A 22,172-nucleotide genomic window follows, 5' to 3' on the forward strand; every position below is an offset into this window, starting at 1 on the left:
GGTGTCTTCACGGCCCCGCGCGGCGTGGGCAGCGTCCGCGACGCCGGGCGTGTGCTCCCGTGCCGGTGCCGGTGCCGGTGCCGGGTCTGGTATCCGCTCCCCGTCCGTCATGCCGCTCGTCCTTCCACCGCGTCCCGTACCGCTTCGAGCAGGCCTTCGCTCGCCGCTTCCACCATTGTCAGGCACTCCTCGAACCCGTCGACCTCGCCGTAGTAGGGGTCGGGAACGTCCAGGTCACCGCCTGCCGACGCGTCGTACGAACGCAGCAGACGGACCTTGTCGGCGTCCTCCGGGGTCGACGCCAGGCGGCGCAGGGAGCGCTGGTGGCCCCGGTCGAGGGCGATCACCAGGTCGAGCCGGGCGAACCAGTCCGCCTGGAACTGGCGGGCCACGTGCTCGGTCTCGAACCCGGCGGAGTCCAGGACGGCGACGGTACGCGGGTCGGCACCGTCCCCCTCGTGCCAGCCGTCGGTGCCCGCGCTGTCCACCACGACGACCCCGTCGAGGCCCGCGTCACGCACCCGCGCGCGGAACACCGACGCGGCCATGGGCGAGCGGCAGATGTTGCCGGTGCACACGAAGCAGACGGCGAAAGCCTCGGGAACGGAGGTTCCGGGCGGCACGGGTGTCCCGGACGGTCCGGGGGTGCCGGACGATACGGGAGTTCCGGTCGAGGCGGATGTTCTGGACAAGGCGGAGGTTCCGGGTAATGCGGATGTTCCGGACGGTGTGGGTGGCACGGAGGAGGAATGAGGCATGGCGTGCGGGTCAGTCCTTGTGGTCGGGGAGCGCGACGTTCAGTGCCCAGGACACGATCGAGATGATCAGGCCACCCAGTACGGCGGTCCAGAACCCCTCCACGTGGAAGCTGACGTCCAGTTTGTCGGCGAGCCACGAGGTGAGGAGCAGCATCAGGGCGTTGACCACCAGTGTGATCAGGCCGAGCGTCAGGATGAACAAGGGGAAGGTCAGGACCTGCACGATCGGCTTGACCAGGAAGTTCACCAAGCCGAACAGCAGGGCGACCGCGAGCAGCGTGAGGGTCTTCTTGCCCGTGCTGTCACCGGTGAGCGTGATCTTGTCGAGCAGCCACACCGCGACGGCCAGGGCCACCGCGTTGGCGAGCGTCTTGACTACGAAATTCTTCATGTGTCTGATCGTGGCAGACGAAGGTCAACAGAGGTCGGTGCACGACCCGGGGCAAGGGGCAGACAGAGCGATGAAGGCTTTCCGACTGGACGAGCTGGAAGCGGAGCGGGCCGCGAACGACGGCGCGTATCTGCAATTTCTCCGTGAGCGGAACATGTCGGTCGGGCTCTACGCGCTGAATGCGGGCGAGAACGACCCGCAGCAGCCGCACGGGCAGGACGAGGTGTACATGGTCGTCAGCGGCCGTGCTTCGATCACGGTCGGGATGGAGACGACGGAGGTAGCGCGCGGCAGTGTCGTGTACGTACCGGCCGGGGCGCCGCACAAGTTCCACCACATCAGCGAGGACCTGCGGGTTCTGGTCGTTTTCTCGCCGCCGGAGCGGTGAGGCCGGGACGGGACCGGGACGGGCCCGGACGGTGCCAGCCCTCGCGAGCACTCAGGCCCTCCCCGAGCACCCCGCCCGGGTGGCCAGGTATAGGGACTCAGGTATCGGGACCCAGGTGTTGGGACTCAGGTCTAGGGGGCCAGGTCTAGGGGTTCCCTAGGGGGAGAGTCAGGGGAGGACAAGGGCTCACGCCGCCCCGAACTGGCCTTTTCCGTCCTAGCATCGAATGCATGAAGTGGGAAATCTGCACATGAGCGGATTTCCCGGAAGCTGCGGAGAAAGGTAAGGCAAGGGCAATGCGAGAGATCTTCACGGGTATGCCGTGGTGGGTGAAGTGGATCGCGGTGCCGGTCATCGCCCTGGTCGTCTTCGGCAGCCTGATAGCGAGCGTCATCGGCTTCGTCTTCGGCCTGCTCTTCAAGCTGCTGCTCTTCGTGGCCCTGGTCGGCGGAGTCGTCTACGTGGTACGGAAGTTCATATCCAGCTCATCCTCGTCACGCGGCGACTGGTGAGCACCGGAGCACCGGAGCACCGGAGCACCGGAGCAGCGAGCTCACGAGCAGCGAGTTCAAGAGCGGTGAGCACGCGCCGAGCGAGCCGCAGCGACGCCTGGCGAGCAACAGGCGACGGACGACGACGCAGCGCCTGGTGAGAGGGCGAACGCCGAGTCCCTCCCCAGGGGGAAGTTTTCCGCCACGGCGCCCCACGCCGGGGGCCAGGGGTTAGAGTCCGAAAACCGACGCGGGCTCACCCCCGCAGGCGGGCCCACTGCGCCACTCTCATGCCTCCGGGCGGAGGTGGACCCCCATGTGCTCCGGGAGTGACCCATGGCCGCGGTTGACGACGCACCCCGTGACACCCAGCCGAGCGAACGCGCAGGTGACGCACCTTCGAGCGGCGACGACACGTCAACTCCGCCGAACAGCAAGCGCGTTCCGTGGCCCCGTAGCAACGGATCCGACACCACCACAGCGCCCGAGGGTGTCGGCCCCACCCTCATCGGCTCCGTGCAGCGTGCGATGCGGCTCCTGGAGGCAGCCGCCACGCACCCGAACGGGGCGCCGGCGAAGCAGTTGGCCCGCGAGGCCGGCCTCGCACTGCCGACGGCGTACCACCTGCTGCGGACGCTGAACCACGAGGGTTATCTGCGAAGGGAGAAGGGGGTGTTCGTGCTCGGTGCCGCGACCGAGCGGCTCAGTGCCGGAGCGGCGGAGCAGAAGCGTCGCGCCGTGATCGCAGAGACCCTGGCGCACTGGTGCGAGCTCATCGGGGTGCCCGTCTACTTCGCGATCTACCGGGACGGTGAGATCGAAGTCGTGTCCGTGGCCGACACCGCGGGCGCACCTGCGGTAGAGGAGTGGGCCGACTTCCGGGAGACGGGTCACGCCCACGCGATCGGGCAGTGTCTGCTCGCTCAACTCGACGACGGGGAGCGACGGAACCACCTGGACCGCCACCCGGTGCGCTCGCTCACGCCGAACACGGTGCGTGACGATCGGACGTTGCTGCGCCGACTGGACGCGCTGGGGCGGATGACTCCGGTGGTGGAGCAACAGGAGTACGCGCTGGGGACGGTGTGCGCCGCGATCCCGGTCACGGTGGGCACGACCGCGGGCACGATGGCCATCTCCGTGCCGTCCTCGCAGGCCTACCGGCTGAAACCGGCGACGCGCCTGTTGCAGGAAGAGACCGGAAAGCTACTACGGACACTCGCCTTCTCTATCAGCATCTGAAAACTCACTCCTTGTGATCTGGTGTGCACGTTAAGCAAGATGCCAAGAGTGTCAGGGAGTTGGTTCCTGCCACCTCAAAGCTACTGACGGGGTAGACGGCGATGCGAGAGTCGGTCCAGGCAGAGGTCATGATGAGCTTCCTTGTGTCGGAGGAGCTGTCGTTCCGTATCCCGGTGGAGCTGCGCTACGAGACGTGCGATCCCTATGCCGTGCGGCTGACCTTCCACCTCCCCGGAGACGTCCCGGTGACCTGGGCGTTCGGGCGGGAGTTGCTGGCGGACGGGGTGGGCAGGGCGTGCGGGGACGGGGATGTGCGCATCTCGCCGACGGGCCCCGACCCGTTGGACGAGGCGTTGATCCGGCTGCAAGTGGGGCATGACCAGGCCCTGTTCAAGGTGGGCATTCCGCCGTTGCTCGCCTTTCTCGACCGGACGGACAAGCTGGTGCCGCTGGGGCAGGAGCGGTCGCTGGTCGACTTCGAGACGCATCTCGACGAGGCCCTGGACCGGATCCTCGCGGAGCAGAGCGCTGGCTGACTCGGCGTCCTCAACGAACCCTGGCAGGTGGCGGACCAGGGCATTTCATGGCACTTGGGCCGTGCCGGGGTCGACGCCGGTGCTGGAGCAGGGGCCGGGGCCGGGACTGGGACCAAGGGCTCACGTCTTGCGGCGGCGGCCCTTGCCTGCCAAGGAGGGGCGACGAGGTGCCGGGCGGCCCGGGGAGGCGGGGGGCGTGGTTCCGGGCGGGGTCGGCGACGGGGGCGTGGGGGCGGACAACGAGGGGGTGGTGGGGCCGGGGCGGTCGGCGGAGACGACCAGGGCCGCGAGCGCGGTGGTGACGGGAACGGAGGCGACGAGACCGATGGACCCGATGAGGGTGCGGACGATCTCCTCGGCCACGAGTTCGCTGTTGGCGACGGTGCCGACACTGCTCTGGGCGATGGAGAACAGCAGCAGGAGGGGCAGCGCGGCGCCCGCGTAGGCGAGGACGAGGGTGTTCACGACGGAGGCGATGTGGTCGCGGCCGATGCGGATGCCCGCGCGGTACAGACCGCGGCGGCCCATCGTCGGGTTGGCCTGATGGAGCTCCCAGACCGCGGAGGTCTGGGTGACGGTGACGTCATCGAGCACGCCCAGGGAGCCGATGATGACACCGGCGAGCAGCAGGCCGCTCATGTCGATGTCGGGGTACAGGCCGTGGATCAGGCCGGTGTTGTCGTCCGTGTTGCCGGTGAGGGAGGCCCAGCCGATGAACAGGGAGCCGAGCAGGCCGATGAGCAGGAGGGAGACCAGGGTGCCGAGCACCGCGACGGATGTGCGCGCGGTCAGGCCGTGGCACATGTAGAGCGCGCACAGCATGATGGCGCTCGCCCCGACCACGGCGACGACGAGCGGGTTCGAGCCCTGGAGGATCGCCGGGAGGATGAAGAAGGTCAGGACCAGGAAGCTCACCGCGAGGGCGACCAGGGCCATGACACCCCGCAAGCGGCCCACGGCGACGACCGCGAGGGCGAAGATGCCGGCGAGCAGGGCCATGGGGACCTTGCGGTTCACATCGGTGACCGAGTATTGCAGGTCCTTGGGGGCCTTGGGCTCGTAGGCGACCACCAGGTCCTGGCCCTTGCGCAGTTGCCGGGGGGCGTCGGGCTGGACGATCTCCGTGAAGGTGCGGCCCTTGTCGGGTCCGCTGGTGACCTTGATCGTGGCGCGGCCGCAGGTGCCCTGGGTGCGGGCCTCGGCGGACTGCCCCTCGGCGGTGGAGGTGTCGCCGCCCGGCGGGGTCTGCGAAGGGTTGAGGTCCTTGCAGGGGAGCTTGTCCAGCTTGGTCACGGTGGCCGACTGGGTCTGCCGGTCGAAGCCGACGCCGGTGCGTTCGTGGGCGGGCGCGCCGCCCGGCCACAGCACCACCAGGCCGACGAGGACCGCTGCGGCGAAGGGGATGAGGACGGCGGCGATGACCTTGCGCAGGTGCTGGGACACGGGGGCTGCGGGGCCATGACTGTGGCTGTGGCCGTGCGGCTCCGGGGTGGGGGGCCCGGTGGGCGTAGGTGTCGTCGTCACGGCCCGATCATCGCAAGAACGGTGGGGGCCCTCTGTTCACCGCGCCCGATGGGACGCTAGCGTGGAGGCACCTTTGCAATCGCGGGAGCTCGGAGCACCGGGCTGAGAGGGCGCTGACCTCCGTACGAACGGGCAGATACCGGTTCGGACCGTACGGAAACGGCTGCGTCGACCGCCGAACCTGTTACCGGGTAATGCCGGCGTAGGGAGTAGGTCTCATGACCACATCGGACGCACGCACGCCTGCCTCCAGCACCGAGGGTGCCGGGGGCGGGAAGTCCAACGGCTGGCACAAGGCGTATGTGGCGGGCCCGGAGGGCTCGCGCACGGATCTGCGGGTGCCGGTCCGCCAGGTGCACCTCACCAACGGCAAGGCCGTGACGCTGTACGACACCTCGGGGCCGTACACCGACCCCGATATCGACACCGACGTCCGCCGGGGCCTCGCACCGCTCCGGGAGAACTGGATCATCGCCCGCGGTGACACGGAGGAGTACGCGGGCCGTCCGGTCCGCCCCGAGGACGACGGCATCAAGCACACCTCGCCCCGCGGAGGCCTGAAGAACCTCGACGCGGTGTTCCCCGGCCGCCCGCGCCAGCCGCGCCGGAGTCGCGACGGGCAGGCCGTGACGCAGCTCGCGTACGCGCGGCGGGGGGAGATCACGCCCGAGATGGAGTACGTGGCCATCCGGGAGAGCATGGCGCCCGAGGTGGTGCGGGACGAGATCGCCGCGGGCCGGGCGGTGCTTCCCGCGAACGTGAACCACCCGGAGATCGAGCCGATGATCATCGGCAAGAAGTTCCTGGTGAAGGTCAACGCCAACATCGGCAACTCCGCGGTCACGTCCTCCATCGAGGAGGAGGTGGACAAGATGACGTGGGCCACGCAGTGGGGTGCCGACACGGTCATGGACCTGTCCACCGGCCGGAACATCCACACGACCCGCGAGTGGGTCCTGCGCAACTCCCCCGTGCCGATCGGCACGGTGCCGCTGTACCAGGCCTTGGAGAAGGTCGACGGCCGGGCCGAGGAGCTCAGCTGGGAGATCTACAAGGACACGGTCATCGAGCAGGCCGAGCAGGGCGTGGACTATATGACGGTGCACGCGGGCGTGCGCCTTCCGTTCGTGCCGCTCACCGCGAACCGCAAGACCGGTATCGTCTCGCGCGGTGGTTCGATCATGGCGGCCTGGTGCCTGGCGCACCACAAGGAGAGCTTCCTCTACGAGCACTTCGAGGAGCTGTGCGAGATCCTCGCCGCGTACGACGTGACGTACTCGCTCGGCGACGGACTCCGGCCCGGGTCGATCGCGGACGCCAACGACGAGGCGCAGTTCGCGGAGTTGCGCACGCTCGGGGAACTCAACCGGATCGCCAAGCGTCATCACGTACAGACGATGATCGAGGGCCCCGGTCACGTCCCGATGCACAAGATCAAGGAGAACATCGACCTCCAGCAGGAGATCTGCGAGGAGGCGCCGTTCTACACGCTGGGCCCGCTGACCACGGACATCGCTCCCGCCTACGACCACATCACCTCCGGCATCGGCGCCGCGATGATCGGCTGGTGGGGCACGGCGATGCTCTGCTACGTCACGCCGAAGGAGCACCTCGGCCTGCCCAACCGCGACGACGTGAAGACCGGCGTCATCACGTACAAGATCGCGGCGCATGCGGCGGACCTCGCCAAGGGGCACCCGGGGGCGCAGGACTGGGACGACGCGCTCTCGGACGCCCGCTTCGAGTTCCGGTGGGAGGACCAGTTCAACCTTGCCCTCGACCCGGTCACGGCACGGGAGTTCCACGACGAGACGCTGCCCGCCGAGCCGGCGAAGACGGCGCACTTCTGCTCGATGTGCGGGCCGAAGTTCTGCTCGATGAAGATCTCGCAGGACATCCGGCGTGAGCACGGCACCACGCAGACGGAGATCGAGGAGGGCATGCAGCAGAAGTCCGAGGAGTTCGCGGCGGCGGGGAACCGGGTCTATCTGCCGTTGGCCGACTGAGCCCACAGCACGATTACCCCCACAGCACGGTTACCCCCACAGCACGGTTACCCCCACAGCACGGGTACCCCCGCGGCGCGGGGCTGGGCAGACTGGCCGCATGACTGCCAGTTCCCTGCGCAAGGGTGCCAATCTTCCCGTCGCCTCTCCCGCGGTACGTGCCGAGCTCGCCTGGTCCGACGGACAGGCGTCCGGTCGGTCCGGCGGCCGGACGAACCTGCTCGTCCGGCGGCCGGACGAACCTGCTCCCGGTCAGTCCGGCCGGTGCTCGGGACCGCCGTAGTCCGGGCTCGAGAAGTCCGGACTGGTGTAGCTCGGACGCGTTCCGGTGGTCGAGCCGCCGTCCGGGCTGCTGAAGCCCGGCCTGTGGTAGCCCAGTTGCGGCATGCGCCCGGCAGGTCCCGCGGACGGCGTGCGGGGCGTGGGCGCCGCCGTGGCGTCCGGGTCCGCGAGCGCCTCGCGCAGGAAGGGCAGGATGCCCCGCTCGAGAAGCGCCCGGCACCAGGCTTCCCTGGCCCGCTCCACCGCCTCGTCCCGCTCATGGTGCGAGCCTGCCTGAAGAGAGGTGGAGCCGTTGCGCAGGGCGGTGAGGAGCAGACCGACCGCGGCGACCAGGATGGCGCCCGCCGTGAGCGCGCCGAACAGCCACCCGGCGGTGAGCAGGGTGTCCGCGAAGGCGGGCTCGGGGTCGAGCATCTTCAGGATGTAGCCGACGAGCAGGAAGATCGCGGCGGCCGCCCCGGCGAGGACGGGCGCGAGCACCGCGACCACGGCGACCAGACCGGCGCCCGCGGTTTCGGTGACCTCGCCCATGGTGGTGGCGAGGCCTATACCGCCGGAGCCGGACTCGGGCGAGTCGGATCCGGATCCGCTCCTTTCACGCATCGTTGTCGCGGATGAGGGCCCGGGGTCGCGCAGTTCCTCGCGGGCCTTCACATAGTGGTGGTACTCGGTCGCGGCGGCAGCCGTGATCAGTGCGGTGGCGCTGAGAGCCATGGTGCGCAGCTGCTCGGGATTGAGTCGCTGGCCCACCGCGGCCAGCTCCGGGCGGTTCGGTGCGGTGCGCAGCGCCTCATCGAGGACCCGCTCGTACTGGGGGCGGTCCTCATTGAGCAGGTGTGGAGCGCTGTTCATGTGCATCCCCCGATGCTCCGTAGGGCTTGGGGCTCGCATGGTTACGAGCCGTCGGGCAGAAACGGAGGGGAGCCTGCTACGGATAAGGCGATGGTAGAGCGGTGACGGCACGCGGTGACAGGGGTTATCAAGAATTGGCCCTCTGGCCAGCGTGATCCTGTATGGAGGCACGTGCCCCGTGAACGTTCGGGATGAACGTTCAGTTCCCCAGTGGAAGTTGGCAGACCAGTAGCTTTCCGGCCATGGTCACGCCGCCGTCCATGGCGATGGCCAGGCCGTCCGCGTAGACGTGCGGGCCCTCGATGACCGGGCGCCCGTCGTCGTCCCCGTCGTACTCGGAGCCGACCTCGCCGAGGAGGTAGGGGATGGGGCTGTGGCCGTGGACGATGCGGCTGCCGCCGTACACGTCGAGGAGTTCGCGTACGGCGGTGGGGCCCGAGTCGTCGCGGAAGGCGAAGCGCTTGGTGAACTTGCGGAACAGGTCCCAGTACTCGTCCGCGTCGTTGCGTGTGAGCGCCTCGCGGATGGTGTCGTTGACCTCTTCGATCGAGTCACCGTAGTCGAGGTAGGCGGTCGTGTCGGAGTGCACGAGCAGGTGCCCGTCCTCCTCCTCGATGGCGTCGAGGCGGGCCATCCATTGCAGGTGGTGGTCCTCCAGGCGCTCCATGTCGGCCCGCTGGCCGCCGTTGAGGAGCCAGGCGGCCTGGAACGTGGCGGTGCCCGCGCCGGAGTTGACCGGGGTGTCCCCGAACTTCTTGGCGCCGATGAGCAGCAGCTCGTGGTTGCCCATGAGCGCCTTGCAGTAGCCGCCCGCGGCGGCGGCCTCCGCGGAGAGCCGCATCACGAGGTCGATGACGCCGATGCCGTCGGGGCCGCGGTCGGTGAAGTCGCCGAGGAACCACAGGCGCGTGTTGCCGGCGGACCAGGTGCCGTCGGCGTCGATGAGGCCCTCGGCCGCGAGGGCGGCGAGCAGCTCGTCCAGGTAGCCGTGCACGTCACCGACGACGTACAGCGGACCCAGGCCGTCGCCTTCCGGGGCGGGCGGCGGCTCCGGCATCTCCCGCACCTCGACCAGGGTGTCACCGCGGTTGATCACCGGAAGGTCGCGCTCGGTGGGCGTGTAGCCCTCCGGGACCTCACCGGCGGATCCGGGGTGCGCGGTGGCCTGCGTCTCGGCCTGGGGCTGTACGGGGGCCTGCCGGTCCTGTACGGGCGCATGCTGCGGCACGGACGCCTGCTGGGGCTGTACGGGGGCCTGCTGAGCCTGCGCGGGCGTAACCTGCGCGGGCGGAACCGGCCCCTGCCCGAGCCCCTCCGCGGGCGGAACCTGCGCGAGGCCCTGCTCGGGCGCGAACCCCTGATCAGGCGCGAACCCTCGGTCGGGGTCGGCCCCAGGCGCACCGCCCTGCTCCTGCGCGGCGGGCAGGTCGGTCTCACGGACGCCTTCATAGACGTACGCGGGCACGCGGAAGTCACGCAGCGTCGCCGTCCGCACCTCGGGTCCCTGACCGGCCCCCTGAGTCATCGACCCCTCCACCACCATCGCGCCGCATCTGCACCGGGATCGGACTGCCTGGTCGCAGCGGCCCGCGGTGTCGTCCGCCCATCATAGGAATGCGGCTGTCGCTGTGTGGTGCACCAGGGGTGGTGAATCGGTGCGGGGAACCGGTTCACTGCGCTTTTCTCCCGAATTGGCCCGAGGTTTCCCCCTGCTTTTCCGCAGGTGGCGGGCCCCGGGCCGGTCGGAGGGAACGGGGTCAGCTGTGGCCGGGGGACCGCGGCGGGCTGACCGTCGTACGGGGTGGACGTCGCTCGGACGAGGTGCGCACGATCAGTTCGGTCGGTATCACCTGCTCGACGGGTCGCCCGGCGTCGAGCCCCTCGATGGCGTCGATGAGGAGCTGGACGACGGCGGTGCCGATGCGGCGCGGCTTCAGCGAGAGCGTGGTGATGGGCGGTTCGGTGGTGGCGTACACGGTGGACTCGCTGCAACACACGAGCAGCAGGTCGTCGGGTACGCGCAGGCCGTAGCGGCGGGCGGCGGCGAGCAGGTCGGTCCCGTTCGGGTCGAACAGGCCGTACACCGCGTCCGGGCGGTCCGGGCGGGCGAGCAGCCGGTCGGCTGCGACGGCGCCCGCACAGGGGTCGTGCGCGGGGTAGGACTCGTACACCGGGTCCTGGCCGACGCGCTCGCACCAGCGCAGATAGGCGGTGGTGGAGAGATGGGTGTAGGTGTCCGTGGTGGTGCCGGTGAGCAGGCCGATGCGGCGCGCGCCGGCCGCCGCGAGGTGTTCGAGGATCTCCAGGACGGCGGCCTCGTGGTCGTTGTCGACCCAGGCCGTGACCGGGAGCGAACCGGCGGGGCGGCCGTCGGAGACCACCGGCAGACCCTGCCGCACCAACTCGCTGACCACCGGGTCGTGGTCGGAGGGATCGACGACGACGGTGCCGTCGAGGGCGACGTTCGACCACACGTCGACGGGGCTGCGGCGCGAGGTGGCGGGGAGGATGACCAGGGCGTAGCCCCGGGCGAGCGCGGCCGAGGTCGCGGCTCTCGCCATCTCCGCGAAGTACGCGAATTCCGTGAAGGTGAAAGGTTCATCCCCGTACGTCGTCACGGTGAGGCCGATGAGGCCCGACTTACCGGTACGGAGGGTTCGGGCCGCGGCCGACGGGCGGTAGCCCAGGCGGTCGGCGACCTCGCGGACATGGCGTCGCGTGGCGTCGGGCAGCCTGCCCTTGCCGTTGAGGGCGTCTGAGACAGTCGTGATGGAGACACCGGCTGCCGCGGCGACGTCTCTGATACCCGCTCGGCTTTGCCGGTTGCCCCGGCGGGAGGTCTCCGCTCGGCTCACCTGGTGCTTCCCTGCTGCTGTCATGGCGAGCCGATAGTAGGGCTCATGGGGGTGGGTAGTGCGGACGCATATGCACCCGTTGACAGGCACGTTTCTGCATGGCGGAAAACGTGCAATGACCTTGGAAACACAGGGAGTTGGGCGCACAGTTAGGCATCGGTACCTTGTCGTCGCGCAAGGGCCTGCCAAATGACCCAGGTCTCGAAGAGGTCTCAACTCACCTTCACGGGTGATGCGCGCCACGGAGTGAGCCACCGGCGCGTGCCGGAGCGGGATGCGCTCCCCCTGACGCCGAGCGCTGCTGCCCCGGGGACGGCCCCCGGGAGAGCCCCTGGGACAGCCCTCCGGGGCGGGTGCTCTCCGAGGGCGGACCGGTGCCATTGTCCGGACCGGGACCGACAGCCCGTGCGCAGCCGGGACCGACAGCTCATGCGCAGCCGGGACCGACAGCTCATGCGCAACCGAGACCGACAGCCCATTCGCAGCGGCGCCGAATCCTCATAAGGTGAGAATCATTGAAGTTCGGATGATCACGAGGAGGACCGCGGTGAGCGAGACGAGCCCGAGGCTGCGCGCCGAGCTGGAGGGTATCCCCACCTACAAGCCGGGCAGGCCCGCCGCGGCCGGCGGCCCGGTGGCCTTCAAGCTGTCCTCGAACGAGAACCCCTACCCGCCGCTGCCCGGCGTCATGGAGAGCGTGCTGGCCACGGCCGGGAGCTTCAACCGCTATCCCGACATGGCCTGCACCGGTCTGATGAGCGAGCTGGCCGACCACTTCGGTGTGCCCGTCTCGCACCTCGCCACCGGCACCGGTTCTGTCGGCGTCGCCCAGCAGCTGGTGCAGGCGACCGCGGGCCCGGGCGACGAAGTGATCTACGCCTGGCGCTCCTTCGAGGCGTACCCGATCATCACGCAGGTCAGCGGCGCCACGTCGGTACGGGTGCCGCTGACGCCGGGTGAGGTGCACGACCTGGACGCGATGGCCGCCGCGATCACCGACCGCACGCGCCTCATCTTCGTCTGCAACCCCAACAACCCCACCGGCACGGTGGTGCGCCGGGCCGAGCTCGAACGCTTCCTGGACCGGGTGCCGAGCGATGTCCTGGTCGTGCTCGACGAGGCGTACCGGGAGTTCATCCGCGATGCCGACGTGCCGGACGGCCTGGAGATCTACCGCGACCGGCCGAACGTCTGCGTGCTGCGTACGTTCTCCAAGGCCTACGGCCTCGCGGGCCTGCGGGTCGGCTTCGCGGTCGGCCACGAGCCGGTGGCCGCGGCGCTGCGCAAGACGGCGGTGCCCTTCGGCGTGAGCCAGCTGGCACAGGACGCGGCGGTGGCCTCCCTGCGTGCCGAGGACGCGCTGATGGAGCGGGTCGGCGCGCTGGTGGACGAGCGCACCCGGGTGGTCGACGCGCTGCGTGCTCAGGGCTGGACGGTCCCGGAGACGCAGGCGAACTTCGTGTGGCTGCGCCTGGACGACCGTACGGTCGACTTCGCGGCGGCCTGTGAGAAGGCCGGGGTGGTGGTGCGGCCGTTCACGGGCGAGGGGGCGCGGATCACGATCGGGGAGACCGAGGCCAACGACATCTTCCTTCAGGCCGCGGAGGCGTTCCGCAAGGAGCTGTAGGCGCAGCGGCCCGACCCAGGAGCGGCCCGACCCAGGAGCGGCCCGACCCCGGAGCGGTCCGACCCCGGTCCGGTCCGACCCCGGTCCGGCCCGACGCGGGCCGGACCGCGAAGCCGAACCGAGGGGCCGACGGCAGGAGACTGCGCCGTCGGCCCCTTCGCCATGCCCGGTCCCGGGCACCCCGCGCGGCTGCCCACCCCGTCCCCCCGGTAAGGGGGACCCCCAGTTCGGAGATCGTCCGCTCGTACGACATAATGCTTGTGAATGTGAACGCGTTCACAAGCGTGTCCTACTTGCTCCGGGGATGTCCCTGACAAAAGGAGCAAAACGCCGGTTCGACCACGGCACGTAAGGAGAAGTCGACGTGGACCTGGCTCTGGCGCCGGAAACCCTGGCGCGATGGCAGTTCGGCATCACCACCGTCTACCACTTTCTCTTCGTCCCCCTGACGATCTCCCTGGCCGCCCTCACGGCGATCCTCGAGACGGCCTGGGTGCGGACGGGCAAGGAGCACTACCTCAGAGCGACCAAGTTCTGGGGCAAGCTGTTCCTGATCAACATCGCGATGGGCGTCGTCACGGGCATCGTGCAGGAGTTCCAGTTCGGCATGAACTGGTCCGACTACTCGCGCTTCGTCGGTGACGTCTTCGGTGCCCCGCTGGCCTTCGAGGCGCTGATCGCCTTCTTCTTCGAGTCGACCTTCATCGGCCTGTGGATCTTCGGCTGGGACAAACTCCCCAAGAAGCTGCACTGCGCCACGATCTGGATGGTGTCGATCGGCACCATCCTGTCGGCGTACTTCATCATCGCCGCGAACGCCTTTATGCAGCACCCGGTCGGCTACAGGATCACGGAGCGGGACGGCAAGAAGCGCGCCGAGCTCACCGACTTCTCCCAGGTGCTGTTCCAGGAGACGACGCTCGTCAACTTCTTCCATGTGATCGCCGCGACGATCCTGGTCGGCGGCGCCTTCGTGACCGGCATCGCGATCTTCCACCTGCGCAGGAAGCAGCACGTCCGCACCATGCGGATGTCGCTGCGCCTCGGCCTGGTCACCGCGTTCGCCGGCACCCTGCTCACCGTCGTCAGCGCCGACACCCTCGGCAAGGTGATGTACGAGCAGCAGCCGATGAAGATGTCGGCGGCCGAGGCCCTGTGGGAGTCCGAGAAGCCCGCACCGTTCTCGATCTTCGCGTACGGTGATGTCGCCGAGGGGCACAACAAGGTCGCCATCGAGGTACCCGGCATCCTGTCCTTCCTCGCAAAGAACGACTTCAGCTCCGAGATCCCCGGCATCAACGACCTCAACCGGGAGGCACAGGAGAAGTTCGGCCCCGGCGACTACCGGCCGAACATTCCCACCACCTACTGGTCCTACCGCTGGATGATCGGCTTCGGCGGCGTCTCCATGGCCCTGTGCATCGCCGGGCTCTGGCTCACCCGGCGCAGGTTCTGGCTCGCGCCGGAGCACCGCACCGGTGCGGACGACATACCGAGGCTGATGCTCACCAAGAACAAGGAGCTGACCCCCAAGGTCGGCATCTGGTGGTGGCGTCTGTCGCAGTGGACGCTGATCTTCCCGCTCATCGGCACCGCCTGGGGCTGGATCTTCACCGAGACCGGCAGGCAGCCCTGGGTCGTCTACGGCGTCCTGCGCACCGAGGACGCGGTCTCCCCCGGCGTCTCGCAGGGCGAGGTGCTCACCTCACTGATCGTCTTCACCCTCATCTACGCGATCCTCGCCGTCATCGAGGTCCGGCTGCTGCTCAAGTACGTACGCCAGGGGCCGCCGCAGCTCACCGACGCCGACCTCAACCCGCCCACCAGGATCGGCGGCCCGCCCGGCGGAGCGGGCGCGGACACCGACGCCGAGGCCGAGGCCGACCGGCCCATGGCCTTCTCGTACTGATGGCCTTCTCGTCCTGAAGGAGAACAGGCGACATGGAACTTCACGACGTCTGGTTCGTGCTCATAGCCGTCCTGTGGATCGGCTACTTCTTCCTCGAAGGCTTCGACTTCGGAGTCGGCGTCCTCACCAAACTGCTCGCCCGCGACCGCACCGAGAAGCGGGTGCTCATCAACACCATCGGCCCGGTCTGGGACGGCAACGAGGTGTGGCTGCTCACGGCGGGCGGCGCGACCTTCGCCGCCTTCCCCGAGTGGTACGCGACGCTGTTCTCCGGCTTCTATCTGCCGCTGCTGATCATCCTGCTCTGCCTGATCGTGCGCGGTGTCGCCTTCGAGTACCGGGCGAAGCGCCCCGAGGAGCGCTGGCAGACCAACTGGGAGCACGCGATCTTCTGGACCTCGCTGCTCCCGGCGTTCCTGTGGGGCGTGGCCTTCGGCAACATCGTGCGCGGCGTCAAGATCGACGCGCAGAAGGAGTACGTGGGCGACCTCTGGGACCTGCTCAACCCGTACTCGCTCCTGGGCGGCCTGGTCACCCTGTCGCTGTTCACCTTCCACGGCACGGTGTTCACGGCCCTGAAGACGGTCGGCGACATCCGGATGCGGGCGCGGAAGCTGGCGCTCGCCCTGGGCCTGGTCACCGCGGTGCTCGCGCTCGGGTTCCTCGTCTGGACGCAGGCCGACCAGGGCGACGCCAAGAGCCTGGCCGCGATGATCGTGGCGGTGGTGGCCCTGGCCGCGGCCGTCGTGGCGATCAAACTCGGGCGCGAGGGCTGGTCATTCGCCCTCTCGGGCGTCACGATCGTCGCCGCCGTCGCGATGCTCTTTCTGACGCTGTTCCCGAACGTCATGCCCTCGTCGCTGAACGAGGACTGGAGCCTCACGGTCACCAACGCCTCGTCGACCCCCTACACCCTGAAGATCATGACGTGGTGCGCGGGCGTCGCGACGCCGATCGTGCTGCTCTACCAGTCGTGGACGTACTGGGTGTTCCGCAAGCGGATCGGTACGCAGCACATCGCACCGGACCCGCACGCGCCGAACCCCCGGTCACCCGGCCCGCACCCGACCGACCCGCACGAGCCCGGCCCGCACGCGGTCGACGCCGCACACTGACGGGTGCGTGACGAGGTGGCGCGTAGAGGTGACGAGGTACCGCGGGAGTTCCGTGACGATGCCGCGCGTACAGCTAAGGTGACGAGACTGTGCACAGAGCTTGCGTGGCGAAGCCAAGTACTGACCCAACTCGACTGACGCGCAAGCTCCTTGGGAGGGTGTGTTTCACGTGAAACCGATCGACCCGCGCCTGTTCCGCTATGCGCGTGCCACGCGGTTCTTCCTCGTCGCCGTGGTGGTCCTCGGCCTGGCCGGCGCGGGCCTCGTCGTCGCCCAGGCGATGCTGATCGCCGAGATCGTGGTGGGCGGCTTCCAGGACGGGCTCGACGCCGGTGACCTGAGCACGCCGCTGCTTGTGCTGGCGGTCGTCGCGGTGGGCCGGGCGCTGGTGGCATGGCTCACCGAACTCGCCGCGCACCGGGCGAGCGCGGCGGTCAAGTCGGAGCTTCGCGGGCGCCTCCTGGAGAGGGCGGGGGAGCTGGGTCCCGGCTGGCTGACCGGCCAGCGGACGGGCTCGCTGATCACGCTGGCGACCCGGGGTGTGGACGCGCTCGACGACTACTTCTCCCGCTATCTGCCGCAACTCGGCCTCGCGGTGGTGGTGCCCGCCGCGGTGCTCCTGCGTGTGGTCACCGAGGACTGGGTGTCCGCGGCGATCATCGTCGCGACGCTGCCGCTGATCCCCATCTTCATGATGCTGATCGGCTGGGCCACGCAGGCCCGTATGGACCGCCAGTGGCAGCTCCTCTCCCGGCTCTCCGGTCACTTCCTGGACGTCGTCGCGGGTCTGCCGACGCTGAAGGTGTTCGGCCGCGCCAAGGCACAGGCAGAGTCGATCCGGAGGATCACCGGGGAGTACCGGCAGGCGACGATGCGCACCCTGCGCATCGCGTTCCTGTCGTCGTTCGCCCTGGAGCTCCTCGCCACCATCTCGGTGGCGCTCGTCGCCGTCACCATCGGCATGCGGCTCGTCCACGGCGACATGGAGCTGTACGACGGTCTTGTCGTCCTCATCCTCGCGCCCGAGGCCTATCTGCCGCTGCGGCAGGTCGGGGCGCGGTACCACGCGGCGGCGGAGGGGCTTGCCGCGGCGGAGGAGATCTTCGGGGTCCTGGAGACCCCGGTTCCCGACGGGGGGACGGGGCCGGTACCCGAGCGGGGCGGGCTGCGGGTGGAGGACCTCACCGTGCGGTACCCGGGGCGGACGGAGGACGCCGTCTCCGGGGCGTCGTTCTCCGTCGCGGACGGGGAGACGGTGGCCCTTGTGGGGCCGAGCGGCGGCGGCAAGTCGACCGTGCTGAATGTTCTGTTGGGCTTCGTCAGGCCCACGCGGGGGCGGGTGCTGGTCGGCGACGGCGCGCCCGGTGCCAGTGATCTCGGTGACGTCGACCTGGGGCGGTGGCGGGAGCGGGTTTCCTGGGTGCCGCAGCGGCCGCACCTGTTCGCGGGGACCATCGCGGACAACGTCCGGCTGGCTCGCCCCGGGGCGGACGACGCGGACGTGGCCGACGCGCTGCGGGCGGCGGGGGCCTGGGAGTTCGTGGCCGCCTTGCCGCGGGGCGTCGAGACCGTCCTCGGGGAGGATGGGGTCGGGCTCTCCGCCGGGCAGCGGCAGCGGGTCGCCCTGGCGCGGGCGTTTCTCGCCGACCGGCCCGTGGTGCTTCTGGACGAGCCCACTGCCGCGTTGGACGGGGAGACCGAGGCGGGGGTCGTCGACGCGGTACGGAGGCTGGCTGTCGGCCGGACCGTGGTGCTTGTCGTCCACCGGCCGGCGCTCCTGGCTGTCGCCGACAGGGTCGTACGGGTGGGTGCGGACGTCGACGGTGCTCGGGATGTCGGGCTGAGCCCAGCCGTTCCGCCGCGCGGGGCGGTGTCCCGCAGCGGGAGCGGCGGGGGCGGGGCGGGTGCCCCCGGTGGTAGTGGTGCAGACGTCGCGGTGGCCCGCGGCGGTGGCGGTGAGGGTGTCGCCGCTGCCCGCAGCAGTAGTGATGAGGGCGTCGCGGTTGCCCGCAGCGGTAGCGGTCTTGGGGTCGTTGTCCGCGAGGGGGACGGGCGCGAGGGAACCGGCTCCGAGGGGGCGGGTGCCTGGCGGGGGTCGGAGCGTGGGGTGCTCGCTCGGGTCAGGGAAGCGGCGCGGGAGCGCAAGGGGAGGCTGGCGCTGGCCCTGCTGCTGGGAAGCCTCGCCCTCGGGAGTGCCGTGGGGCTCATGGCCACCTCCGGGTGGCTGATCTCGCGGGCCTCGGAGCAGCCCCCGGTGATGTTCCTGATGATCGCCGTCACGGCGACCCGCGCCTTCGGCATCGGGCGGGCCTGCTTCCGCTATGCCGAGCGGCTGGTGTCGCACGACGCGGTGCTCCGGATGCTGGCCGACACCAGGGTCGCGGTGTTCCGGCGCCTGGAGCGCCTCGCCCCCGCGGGGTTGCGGACGACCCGCCGCGGTGACCTGCTGTCCCGCCTCGTCGCCGACGTGGACGCCCTCCAGGACTACTGGCTGCGCTGGCTGCTGCCCGCAGGCGCCGCGGCTCTCGTCAGCGCCGGCGCCGTCGGCTTCACCGCGTGGCTGCTCCCGGAGGCGGGGGCCGTCCTGGCGGTGGGCCTGCTGGCCGCCGGTGTCGGCGTGCCCCTCGTCAGCGGAGCCGTGGCCCGCCGTGCCGAACGCAGGCTGGCCCCCGCGCGCGGAGTGCTCGCCACCAGGGTGTCCGACCTGCTCACCGGCACCGCCGAGCTGACGGTCGCGGGCGCCCTGCGCGGCCGTACCGACCGGGCGAAGGCCGCCGACGCCGAGCTGACCCGGATCGCCGCGCGGACGGCGGGTGCCACCGCGCTCGGCGACGGGCTCGCCGCCCTGGCCATGGGCCTGACCGTGGCGGCGGCCGCACTCGTCGGCGTGCAGGGCGTGCACGACGGGCGGCTCAGCGGCGTGGCGCTCGCCGTGGTCGTCCTCACCCCTCTCGCCGCGTTCGAGGCGGTGACCGGGCTGCCGCTCGCCGTCCAGTACCGCCAGCGCGTCAAAAAGAGCGCGGAGCGGGTCCACGAGGTCCTCGACGCCCCCGAGCCCGTACCGGCTCCTGCCGCCCCCGCGCGGGGCGGGGCGGGCGTCGCCCTAGCGCCGGGCCGGACGGCGGCCGAAGCTTCCGGGCCGGGGCAGGCGGCGACCGAAGCCTCCGGGCTGGGGGAGGCAGGGATCGAAGCTCCGGGGCTGAGGGAGGCAGGGATCGAAGCTTCCGGGCCGGGGCGGGCGGTGGTCGAGGCCACGGCGCCGGACCCGCGGGCCCCCTTCCCCCTGCGCCTCCACGCTGTGCACGCCCGCTACGACGGGCAGGACCGCGACGCCCTCGCGGACGTCTCGCTCACCCTGGAGCGCGGCCGCCGCGTCGCCGTCGTCGGCCCGTCCGGCTCCGGCAAGACGACGCTCGCCCATGTGCTGCTGCGCTTCCTCGGGACCACCGACGGGACGTACACGCTGGCCGGCACGGACGTGGCGGTGCTCGACGGTGACGACGTACGCCGCTCCGTCGGGCTGTGCGCCCAGGACGCGCACGTCTTCGACAGCACCGTGCGGGAGAACCTGCTGCTCGCCCGCAAGGACGCCGCCGACGACGAGCTGTACGCGGCGCTCGCGGCGGCACGTCTCGACGGCTGGGTACGGTCCCTGCCCGACGGGCTCGACACGCCGGTCGGCGAGCACGGTGCCCGGCTCTCCGGCGGACAGCGCCAGCGGCTCGCGCTCGCTCGCGCACTGCTGGCCGACTTCCCCGTCCTCGTGCTCGACGAGCCCGCCGAACACCTCGACCTGCCGACCGCCGACGCACTCACTGCCGACCTGCTCGCGGCCACCGAGGGACGCACCTCGGTGCTCATCACACACCGTCTCGTCGGACTCGACAAAGTTGACGAGGTGCTCGTCCTGGACGCCGGGCGAGTGGTGCAGCGCGGGTCGTACGACGAGCTCCTGTCCGCCGACGGGCCGCTGCGGCGCATGCAGGAACGGGAGGCGGCGGCGGACCTGCTGACCGCCGTGGGCGGCTGAGCGGGCGCGGTTGCGTGCCGGTAGCGGCGTGCCTGCGGCTGCGTGCCCCGCTGTGTGCCGGTAGCCGGGTGGGTGCGGCTGCGGGCCCGCCCTGCGAACGGTGCTGCGAGCCCGCCCTGCGAACGGTGCTGCGTGCTGGGGCTGCCAAACCGGCGCTGCGCGCCCTGCGCCCTGGTCCGTGGGTGCCTGGCGGTGGCCGCGTGCCTGCGCCCGCGTGCTCGCTCCTGCCGCCGCCCGCGGCTGCGAACCCACGGCTGCGAACCCGCAGCGGCGCGCCCGCGAACCGGGCCGTGCCCGCGAACCGCCCGGTCGCGGTTCGACTTTCCCTGGCAAATCGGACTTACTACTCTCAAGGCATGCCCGTCCCCCCGGCCTCCGCCCCCACCCCGCCCCCTGACGGCGCCCCGGACCCGGCGAAGGCGGCGGCCCGGGCGGCGCAAGGGCTTCAGGGGCTCTCCAGCGAGCTGACCGCGCGGGTGCCGCAGCTTCTGGAGGCGATGCGGTCCGTCGGCGCCGGGCTCGAACTGCACACCACCCTGGACCGCATCTGTGAGACCGCGGCCGAGCTGACGGACGCCCGTTACGCGGCGATCGGCGTCGTCTCCGAAGACGCCGACGGGCTCTGCGACTTCGTCTTCGCGGGCATCGACGAAACCACCGCCCGGCGCATCGGCCGGCCCCCCGACGGCCACCGCGGGCTGCTCGGTGCGCTCATCCACCAACCGGAGACGCTGCGCCTCGCCGAACTCGCCGACGACCGGCGCTCCTGCGGCTTCCCCGCCCACCACCCGCCGATGCGCAGCTTCCTGGGGGTGCCGATCCGCGTACAGGGCGAGATCTTCGGGAACCTCTATCTCACGGAGAAGCGCGACGGCGAGTTCAACGACCACGACGTGCACCTGGTGCGCGTACTGGCCACGGAGGCCGGGATCGCGATCGGCAACGCGCGCCTGTACGAGGCCGCCAAGCAGCGCGAGCGGTGGATCGACGGGTCCGTGGCCGTCACCACGGCGCTGCTCTCGGGCTCCGACGCCGACGAGGCGCTCGCGGTCGTCGCGGAGCAGGCGCGCCGCCTCGCGGACTCGGCCGCGGGCATCGTGCTGCTGCCCGACGAGGAGGGCGGCATGGAGATCGTCGCCGTGTCCTCGGACCGGCCGAGCGCGGCCCTCGGCATGACCGTGCCCCCGGAGAGCCGCATCATCGCCGATCTGCTCGAAGGGCGGGCCGTGTTCATCGACGACGCGGCCACGGACCCCCGCATCACGACCGATCTCGCGCGCGGCTACGGGCCCGCCATGGTGCTGCCGCTACAGAGCGACGGCCGGGTCCTAGGGACGCTCGTCACGCCCCGCGCGCGTGGGGCACGGCCGTTCACGGAGGTGGAGCGCACCCTCGCCACCCAGTTCGCCTCGCAGGCCGCGCTCGCCCTGATGATGGCCGAGGCCCAGCGTGACCGGGAACGGCTCGCCGTCTACGAGGACCGCGACCGCATCGCCCGCGACCTGCACGACCTGGTCATCCAGCGGCTCTTCGCCACCGGGATGATGCTGGAGGGCGCCCGGCGGCGGTCCCTCGTACCGGAGGTCCAGCAGGGCGTCGGCAACGCCGTGGACGAGCTGGACGTGACGATCCAGGAGATCCGCACGGCGATCTTCGCGCTCCAGCAGGGGCCCGCGGAGGCTCCCGCCGGGCTGTGCACCCGGGTCCTTCGCGAGATCAACATGGCGGCGATGCCGCTCGGCTTCAAGCCCTCGCACCACTTCGTGGGCGCCGTGGACGCGCTCGTCGGCGAACTCACCGGCAAGAACCTCGTCGCGGCACTGCGCGAGGCCCTGTCGAACGCGTTCCGGCACGCCCGGGCCGACCGTATCGACGTCGTCGTCGACGCCACGGTGCTCCTTCCCGACGGGCGGCCGGGCGTACGCCTGACCGTCGCCGACGACGGCGTCGGTATCAAGGAGGGGGGTCGGCGCAGCGGCCTGAGGAACCTCAAGCGGCGCGCGGAGTCCCTCGGCGGCGACAGCTGGTACGGCCCCGGCACCGGCGAGGACGGGCGCGGCACGACGGTGGTGTGGCAGGCACCGCACTGAGGGCCCACCCCTGTTCGGCGGTACGGGTGTGCCCCGTACGGGTCACGAGGTCCCCCGCGCGTACGAGTCGTCCGGA

At 70.6% G+C, this 22,172-nt stretch carries 17 protein-coding genes and 1 riboswitch; of the genes, 11 read left to right on the forward strand and 6 right to left on the reverse strand.

The window, feature by feature from the left end; genetic code table 11:
• Positions 1 to 107: 107 nt before the first annotated feature.
• Positions 108 to 548, reverse strand: a complete 441-nt coding sequence (locus ACH4DX_RS28285; protein WP_398157223.1) for a low molecular weight protein-tyrosine-phosphatase — start codon at positions 546 to 548, stop codon at positions 108 to 110.
• Between ACH4DX_RS28285 and ACH4DX_RS28290 the strand changes: the two genes are divergently transcribed.
• A complete protein-coding gene (locus ACH4DX_RS28290) occupies positions 547 to 753 on the forward strand; it encodes a hypothetical protein (protein WP_398157224.1) in 207 nt (68 codons plus the stop codon). The genes ACH4DX_RS28285 and ACH4DX_RS28290 overlap by 2 nt on opposite strands.
• Before the next feature lie 15 nt (positions 754 to 768).
• Here the strand turns inward: ACH4DX_RS28290 and ACH4DX_RS28295 are convergent, their stop codons facing one another.
• A complete protein-coding gene (locus ACH4DX_RS28295) occupies positions 769 to 1,149 on the reverse strand; it encodes a phage holin family protein (protein WP_030559739.1) in 381 nt (126 codons plus the stop codon).
• A 70-nt stretch (positions 1,150 to 1,219) separates the two neighbouring features.
• On the opposite strand from ACH4DX_RS28295, the gene ACH4DX_RS28300 reads away from it, so the two are divergent.
• The 4 genes from ACH4DX_RS28300 to ACH4DX_RS28315 all read left to right on the forward strand — a co-directional run bounded on the left by ACH4DX_RS28300 (position 1,220) and on the right by ACH4DX_RS28315 (position 3,806).
• Positions 1,220 to 1,537 (forward strand): cupin domain-containing protein, encoded by a 318-nt coding sequence (locus ACH4DX_RS28300; protein ID WP_398157225.1) that lies wholly within the window; start codon positions 1,220 to 1,222, stop codon positions 1,535 to 1,537.
• Positions 1,538 to 1,833: 296 nt separating this feature from the next.
• A complete protein-coding gene (locus tag ACH4DX_RS28305; protein WP_398119361.1) occupies positions 1,834 to 2,049 on the forward strand; it encodes a DUF5326 family protein in 216 nt (71 codons plus the stop codon).
• 495 nt (positions 2,050 to 2,544) lie between these two features.
• Complete coding sequence (locus ACH4DX_RS28310) at positions 2,545 to 3,270, forward strand: IclR family transcriptional regulator (RefSeq protein ID WP_398157282.1); 726 nt, start codon at positions 2,545 to 2,547, stop codon at positions 3,268 to 3,270.
• A gap of 101 nt (positions 3,271 to 3,371) precedes the next feature.
• Complete coding sequence (locus ACH4DX_RS28315) at positions 3,372 to 3,806, forward strand: SsgA family sporulation/cell division regulator (RefSeq protein ID WP_398119359.1); 435 nt, start codon at positions 3,372 to 3,374, stop codon at positions 3,804 to 3,806.
• Positions 3,807 to 3,926: 120 nt separating this feature from the next.
• Here ACH4DX_RS28315 and ACH4DX_RS28320 read toward each other — a convergent pair whose 3' ends face one another.
• Entirely contained in the window at positions 3,927 to 5,330 is a 1,404-nt protein-coding gene (locus ACH4DX_RS28320; protein WP_398157226.1) for a YibE/F family protein, read from the reverse strand.
• A gap of 71 nt (positions 5,331 to 5,401) precedes the next feature.
• A riboswitch (TPP riboswitch) is annotated at positions 5,402 to 5,556 on the forward strand.
• On the opposite strand from ACH4DX_RS28320, the gene thiC reads away from it, so the two are divergent.
• The gene (gene thiC, locus ACH4DX_RS28325; RefSeq protein WP_398119356.1) at positions 5,549 to 7,336 is read left to right on the forward strand and encodes a phosphomethylpyrimidine synthase ThiC; all 1,788 of its coding nucleotides are present in this window, start codon (positions 5,549 to 5,551) and stop codon (positions 7,334 to 7,336) included. It overlaps the preceding riboswitch by 8 nt.
• Positions 7,337 to 7,588: 252 nt before the next feature.
• Here the strand turns inward: thiC and ACH4DX_RS28330 are convergent, their stop codons facing one another.
• From ACH4DX_RS28330 to ACH4DX_RS28340, 3 genes are all read right to left on the reverse strand, one after another.
• On the reverse strand, positions 7,589 to 8,476 hold the full coding sequence (locus tag ACH4DX_RS28330) for a hypothetical protein (RefSeq protein ID WP_398157227.1): 888 nt from the start codon (positions 8,474 to 8,476) through the stop codon (positions 7,589 to 7,591).
• 193 nt (positions 8,477 to 8,669) lie between these two features.
• The gene (locus ACH4DX_RS28335) at positions 8,670 to 9,995 is read right to left on the reverse strand and encodes a metallophosphoesterase (RefSeq protein WP_398157228.1); all 1,326 of its coding nucleotides are present in this window, start codon (positions 9,993 to 9,995) and stop codon (positions 8,670 to 8,672) included.
• 232 nt (positions 9,996 to 10,227) lie between these two features.
• Entirely contained in the window at positions 10,228 to 11,349 is a 1,122-nt protein-coding gene (locus ACH4DX_RS28340; RefSeq protein ID WP_058849983.1) for a LacI family DNA-binding transcriptional regulator, read from the reverse strand.
• A 523-nt stretch (positions 11,350 to 11,872) separates the two neighbouring features.
• Here ACH4DX_RS28340 and hisC point away from each other — a divergent pair.
• The 5 genes from hisC (at position 11,873) to ACH4DX_RS28365 (ending at position 22,096) form a co-directional block, all read left to right on the forward strand.
• Entirely contained in the window at positions 11,873 to 12,952 is a 1,080-nt protein-coding gene (gene hisC, locus ACH4DX_RS28345) for a histidinol-phosphate transaminase (protein WP_398119350.1), read from the forward strand.
• A gap of 364 nt (positions 12,953 to 13,316) precedes the next feature.
• A complete protein-coding gene (locus ACH4DX_RS28350; RefSeq protein ID WP_398157229.1) occupies positions 13,317 to 14,861 on the forward strand; it encodes a cytochrome ubiquinol oxidase subunit I in 1,545 nt (514 codons plus the stop codon).
• A gap of 32 nt (positions 14,862 to 14,893) precedes the next feature.
• Positions 14,894 to 15,976, forward strand: a complete 1,083-nt coding sequence (gene cydB / locus ACH4DX_RS28355) for a cytochrome d ubiquinol oxidase subunit II (protein ID WP_398157230.1) — start codon at positions 14,894 to 14,896, stop codon at positions 15,974 to 15,976.
• 169 nt (positions 15,977 to 16,145) lie between these two features.
• On the forward strand, positions 16,146 to 20,006 hold the full coding sequence (cydD, locus tag ACH4DX_RS28360) for a thiol reductant ABC exporter subunit CydD (protein WP_398157231.1): 3,861 nt from the start codon (positions 16,146 to 16,148) through the stop codon (positions 20,004 to 20,006).
• Positions 20,007 to 20,362: 356 nt separating this feature from the next.
• Positions 20,363 to 22,096 (forward strand): GAF domain-containing protein, encoded by a 1,734-nt coding sequence (locus ACH4DX_RS28365; RefSeq protein ID WP_398119343.1) that lies wholly within the window; start codon positions 20,363 to 20,365, stop codon positions 22,094 to 22,096.
• Positions 22,097 to 22,172: the final 76 nt, after the last annotated feature.

The sequence above is a fragment of the Streptomyces sp. NPDC017940 genome, from assembly GCF_044328435.1.
Classification (GTDB): domain Bacteria; phylum Actinomycetota; class Actinomycetes; order Streptomycetales; family Streptomycetaceae; genus Streptomyces.